The sequence below is a fragment of the Cytophagia bacterium CHB2 genome (assembly GCA_030263535.1).
Taxonomy (GTDB): Bacteria; Zhuqueibacterota; Zhuqueibacteria; order Zhuqueibacterales; family Zhuqueibacteraceae; genus Coneutiohabitans.
In genome coordinates this window covers 1-4965 of record SZPB01000422.1, presented here as the reverse complement: position 1 = coordinate 4965, position 4965 = coordinate 1, and the positions used below count along the sequence as shown (strand labels likewise).

The window sequence follows — 4965 nt, the reverse complement described above, 5'->3', positions numbered from 1 at the left end:
CTTGCCATCGTCGAGGATGGCGATGCGGTCGCATAGCGCGTCGGCCTCGTTCATGTCGTGTGTCGTAATGACGATCGTCGCGTCGTGCGTGACACGCAGCTCGTTGACGAACGCCTGCACTTCCAGCTTGGAGCGCGGGTCCAGGCCGGTTGTCGGCTCGTCGAGCAGCAGCAGCACCGGCTGCGTCAGGAAGGCGCGGGCGATAGCTACCTTCTGCTGCATCCCCCGGCTCATGTCTTCCATCGGGCTGGTGTAGCTGCTCTCGCGCAGCCCCAGCCGCCCCAGAATCTCGCGGGCCTTGCGGTCGGCTTCCTTGCCGGAGACGCCGTACAGCCGCGCCCCATAGAGCAGGTTCTCCTTGGGGCTGAGCTTCTTGAAGAAGGCCGCCTCCACCGACACGCGGTTGATCATCCGCTTGACGGCCATCTCGTCGCGCTCCACATCCAGCCCGAAGACGGTGATCGTCCCCTCGTCCGGCAGCAGCAGCGTGGAGAGCAGGCGGATCAGCGTGGCCTTGCCCGATCCGTTCGGCCCCAGCACGCCGAAGATTTCGCGGCGATAGACGCTGAACGAGACGTTCGATACAGCGGTGACCAGTTCCTTGCCGCGCCGGGCCTTGAGCTTGTGCGGGGCGTCATGGCCGTTGGCGGGCTGTCCGCCAGCCGCATGACCGTTGGTCGCCTTGTGGCTCCCAATCCAGCGCCGCCACCAGGGTTCGGCGGCGACATTGAAGCGCTTGACGACGTTCTCGACAACGAGCGCCGCTTCTTGTGTGGGGATGGAATGCTCCATCATGGTGATGTCCTCAATGGTGCGTTGGTAATGCTCAGCTTTCGACGCGAGAAAAGCGGTTTCGGGCCTGTGGTGCCGCACAAAAAAGCCGCGAGCTGGGTGCCCGCGGCTTGTGTGGCCGGCGACGGACTCGTTGGACGAGTCATCGCAAAACAAAACCGCGGGCATTGCGCCCGCGGCCAGCGTCACTCGTTTAGGCGAGTTTCCTTAGCGGCAAACAGGCGCAATACGGCAAGGCTCGTTCCCGGCGGGAACGCCGCTCATGCGAGTGCGGATGAAGGTACGATTTGCCATTGTGCGCCTTTGCTCCTTTCATAGGATGCGGGCAGTATAGCACGGGCGGCGCGCGATTGTCAAGACTTTTGTTGGCAACGCTGTGTCAGGACGTGGGTGAGTGTCTTGAAGACTGTATTCCAGTTCTGGGGTAGAGCATCACCGCAAAGGCGTAGAGAGCGCAGAGCAAAGCGCGAAAGGCAGACTTCCGAAGTCTCCGAAGACTTCGGAAGTCTTGTTCTTTCTGCGCCTCTGCGGTTCAAAGATTTCGCTCCCATCGTGAAAGGCCCCCTCTTGAGGCAGGCGCTATTCGTTCGCCGCCAGACCCCATGCTATAATCGCGGCCCTAGTGACGGGAAGCGCCGGCGCCACGCTCTCTCCCTGACAGGGGGCGGGCAGCCGCCAGGCGCGCGCTTTTTGAAGGATGTTACCGCTATGGATTTTGCACTGAACGAAGAACAGATCATGGCCCGCGACATGGTGCGCGAGATAGGCGCAAGCCCGAACACATTGAAGGCAACTTTTGGCTCACTGGTGAAAAAAGGCCTGCTTACCCGGAATGGCGGCGGCCGATCCACATGGTATGGCCAGCCATGACAGATAACAGAGTAAAAGCCGGTATGGCCGGTACAGAAAGAGTATTTAAATGCCGATCCTGAACTGGTTAGATCGTGACAAACATGTGAAACAGGCAGAGGCTGTGCCGTATCGCCTGTTGGAGGCCGATGACGCGAACAGCGCAGGCGACACGACTAGCCAGAACATGGTGATACAGGGCGACAATCTGGACGCGGTGAAAGCGTTATTGCCTTACTACGCCGGACTGGTGAAGTGCATCTTCATCGACCCTCCCTATAATACCAAAAGTGCATTTGAGCATTACGATGATAATCTGGAGCATAGCCAGTGGCTGGCAATGATGTTCCCGCGTTTGCGCCTGTTGCGCGAGCTGTTAGCAGAAGATGGCAGCATTTGGGTGACGATTGATGACAACGAGGCGCATTATCTTAAAGTTATCATGAATGATGTTGTCCGCCGTTATGGTGTGTTGTATATCACTCTTTACAAGAACATTGGCGTAGTAGCGCCGAGACAATAAGGTTATAACAATGATGAATGAAGGGGCTGTTATGGGCAGAACAATAGAAACACTGCGGAATAGCGAGGATACTGACCTTGGTTTAGTTGTTACGCAGATTGAGGATCGTTCTATTGAAAAGGAACAGAATCTTGAGCCGGTAACAGAAGGCTTCCAACTCCAATATGAGCATCCCAATGGGTGGTCGAAGCGAATAATACGGAGACTATCCCAAAGCCGGGCAGGTGGCTTTATGTGCCAGCACTACTGACCACGTCGGACGAGCAGACGAAGATGAGTGGCGTGACAAGGGCGCATCCTTGCGCGACATATTGAACTATGCCAAGCTGCGCTCCATTGACGAACGGGTACAGGCGACTTTTGCGTTTTAAGGAGCAAAGATGGTAGATAGCATTCAGCTTTTGAGAAATATTGGGCAGTTCGATTCCGTCAATCCTGGCCCCCAAAACGCTTTCAGCAAACTGGCCTTAATATACGCGGAGAACGGCAGGGGTAAGACAACTCTGGCAAATATCTTACGCTCATTAGGCACAAGTAATTCAGTATTGATAACCGAGCGCCATAGATTGGGAGCGCAACATGCTGTTGTTCCTGTTTTAATTCGTTTGATACGTGTCGTTAAATGTCTTATTGAATGATCTTTAACTTTTAACGGGCAACGCTGTTTATTGTTGTGTCAGCTCAAGTAGATCGCCTATCTGGATTAACTTTTCAGCCAATCCAAATGCTATTTGCCAAGTTATTGATATCACTTACCTCGCTTGGTTTCCAAAACTTTTTTCAACATCACCTTTTGCACCTAACAAATTGGTCAACAAACGCCAGTTTTGAGTTTCATAACGAACTCGCCCCGTAACGATCGCAGGATGAATTCGTAGCTTCTCAGCAAGCGCTAGTGCGTTTTTCTTTATTGAGCTTATTTTCACTAACGACTTATCCCATTCATTTGTCGGAATAAGCGCTTCTCGAGCACCCTGATCCGCCTTCTGCTCTTCCTTGATGTATGCTGGTTAACGTTTATCAAATAGTTAACGAGTTTTATTGTGCCAATCCGAGAAATAATGCAAGGGATCGATTAACGCTGATGAGCGTATCATCATCAATTTTTCCAATGGTCGAACTGATCCGTTCGCGCCGCAACGCTACAATCTTATCAACCATAATCTGCGAACGCTTTTTTAATCCGTTATCGTCAGATGGATCAATATCAAGTCTGAATAGTGGCGCGTCCTGAATATCGGTTGTCAGCAGGCAAACAAGGATACTAGCGTGTGTGTCGTTAAACAGGTTTTCTTGTATGATTACGGCGGGTCTTGGTTTGCCGTAGTCTCCAGCCGCAGAAACAACCACAATATCCCCACGTCTCATGAATCACTCATATCTGCTACGGTTTCAATAAAATCAAGCGCATCATCTTCATTGGCGCGTCCGCTAACAAGTACAGATTGTCGTTTTGCTTCTGCTGTAAAATTTTCTGCATGTGTGTCAGGAACCCATATTTGTACGGGCCGCAATCCACTTGCCCGAAGCCGCGAGCGGTAGTCGTGCATTTTTTCTGATGGGGTTTTTGAGGGCATATCGATTACTCCTTGTAGTAACATGTTACCTATATGGCTATATATTTACAAGAAAAAAGTTAAACCTGATAAGGATTAGGCAGAAAAGACAGCCTGATTGAGGGTCGGCCGGGATTCTGGCCAATTTCATCAGAATCCCGGCCGACCCTCTTCCCCTATCACCAGATTGCATGCTCTCCTTATTAGAAGCTGGCGATTTTTTCTACAACCGGACATAACCCCTACGCAACCTAATTTTTTCAATACGCTTAATCTCTTTGAGCGCATCTTCCAATTCATAGAATAATTGCCGTTTTGTACTCCCCCGCCCATTTTGCAAACCGAACCAGTGACGGGTAACAATCAAGTCGCCAAGCAAATCAGTTTCAAGTAACAGCGTATAACCACGGGTTTGTGTTCTGAACTCCATACAAATTATCGTATTCATAAAACTTTATCCATGGGTGAAATCACCTTATGATTAAAGCACTCGCTACCTGATCAACGCCTGTTTCTGCTGCTGATTTTGTTCAGCATGGACTTGAAATTTCTCAGTCTTGGCTTGTTCCAGTGCTTTTTTAATGACCGATCCAACTTGACGTTTAACAGCTTCAATACCCAAACTGCTTTTATTGGCCAAATCATTAAAATCACTTAATTTCTGTGAGACTTGCTCGCCTGGTGCAAATATTGGCAAAACAGAGATCCCATTAACCAATGCTGCCGCTTCCAATGCCTTTTCCTTACCTGGGTTTTTACCATTCATTGATTCCTGTATGGAATCATCGTCACCGGCGATAATAATCGACTTGTGCGGGTATTTTTCATGCAAAGCTTGCGCGACTTTAGGTAAATTACCTGAATCAAATGCGGCAACAACGGGATAACCCAGCGTTTTAGATAAAGTATCTGCGGTTGCATACCCTTCAGCAATCACAATGGCTGGCGCGGCATCTAGTGCGACCACACCCTGATTATTGCCATCGACCACATAAAAGTTGCTCTCTTTTTTGCTACCTGTTGCAAAAAACTTGGCGCCGCCAGGCTGTATTGTTTGCACACTCCAAATTTGACCATCAATGTCTTGTGCTGGCAGCAATAAATCACCAGCGGTTAGAACAATGCTGTCTGGATTTGCCTCACGTAATGCCTTGGCGTCCGCTCGGTCTTTACCGATTTTGATGATTGAACCGTCCGGCAAGTCATCCGCACTCTGCGGCACTAACTTTAAATCACCCGAGCGTG

The 4965-nt window shown here is 50.6% G+C and carries 7 protein-coding genes and 1 pseudogene; 3 read left to right on the top strand and 5 right to left on the bottom strand.

Annotation, left to right across the window (positions count from 1 at the left end):
* Window positions 1-792, bottom strand: a 792-nt coding sequence (locus tag FBQ85_26410) for an ABC transporter ATP-binding protein (GenBank protein ID MDL1878665.1), incomplete at its 3' end; no start/stop codon positions are given.
* Window positions 793-1500: 708 nt separating this feature from the next.
* Here FBQ85_26410 and FBQ85_26405 point away from each other — a divergent pair.
* The 3 genes and pseudogenes from FBQ85_26405 to FBQ85_26395 all read left to right on the top strand — a co-directional run bounded on the left by FBQ85_26405 (window position 1501) and on the right by FBQ85_26395 (window position 2745).
* Window positions 1501-1662 (top strand): BlaI/MecI/CopY family transcriptional regulator, encoded by a 162-nt coding sequence (locus tag FBQ85_26405; GenBank protein MDL1878664.1) that lies wholly within the window; start codon window positions 1501-1503, stop codon window positions 1660-1662.
* A gap of 49 nt (window positions 1663-1711) precedes the next feature.
* Window positions 1712-2164 carry a site-specific DNA-methyltransferase gene (locus tag FBQ85_26400; GenBank protein ID MDL1878663.1) on the top strand — a complete coding sequence of 151 codons (453 nt, stop codon included), beginning with the start codon at window positions 1712-1714 and terminating at the stop codon, window positions 2162-2164.
* Between the two features lie 380 nt (window positions 2165-2544).
* Window positions 2545-2745 (top strand): annotated as a pseudogene (locus tag FBQ85_26395) (hypothetical protein).
* Between the two features lie 457 nt (window positions 2746-3202).
* On the opposite strand, the gene FBQ85_26390 reads toward FBQ85_26395, so the two are convergent.
* The 4 genes from FBQ85_26390 to FBQ85_26375 all read right to left on the bottom strand — a co-directional run.
* Complete coding sequence (locus FBQ85_26390; GenBank protein MDL1878662.1) at window positions 3203-3532, bottom strand: type II toxin-antitoxin system PemK/MazF family toxin; 330 nt, start codon at window positions 3530-3532, stop codon at window positions 3203-3205.
* Window positions 3529-3741 (bottom strand): DUF3018 family protein, encoded by a 213-nt coding sequence (locus FBQ85_26385; GenBank protein MDL1878661.1) that lies wholly within the window; start codon window positions 3739-3741, stop codon window positions 3529-3531. The genes FBQ85_26390 and FBQ85_26385 overlap by 4 nt, the downstream gene beginning before the upstream one ends.
* Before the next feature lie 202 nt (window positions 3742-3943).
* The gene (locus FBQ85_26380) at window positions 3944-4168 is read right to left on the bottom strand and encodes a hypothetical protein (protein ID MDL1878660.1); all 225 of its coding nucleotides are present in this window, start codon (window positions 4166-4168) and stop codon (window positions 3944-3946) included.
* Between the two features lie 45 nt (window positions 4169-4213).
* A partial coding sequence (locus FBQ85_26375) for a toprim domain-containing protein (GenBank protein ID MDL1878659.1) occupies window positions 4214-4965 on the bottom strand: 752 nt, incomplete at its 5' end.

Coding starts and splice junctions, on each gene's coding strand:
- FBQ85_26405 (MDL1878664.1), top strand. CDS start 1,501: ATGGATTTTGCACTGAACGAAGAACAGATCATGGCCCGCGACATGGTG.
- FBQ85_26390 (MDL1878662.1), bottom strand. CDS start 3,532: ATGAGACGTGGGGATATTGTGGTTGTTTCTGCGGCTGGAGACTACGGC.
- FBQ85_26380 (MDL1878660.1), bottom strand. CDS start 4,168: ATGAATACGATAATTTGTATGGAGTTCAGAACACAAACCCGTGGTTAT.
- FBQ85_26400 (MDL1878663.1), top strand. CDS start 1,712: ATGCCGATCCTGAACTGGTTAGATCGTGACAAACATGTGAAACAGGCA.
- FBQ85_26385 (MDL1878661.1), bottom strand. CDS start 3,741: ATGCCCTCAAAAACCCCATCAGAAAAAATGCACGACTACCGCTCGCGG.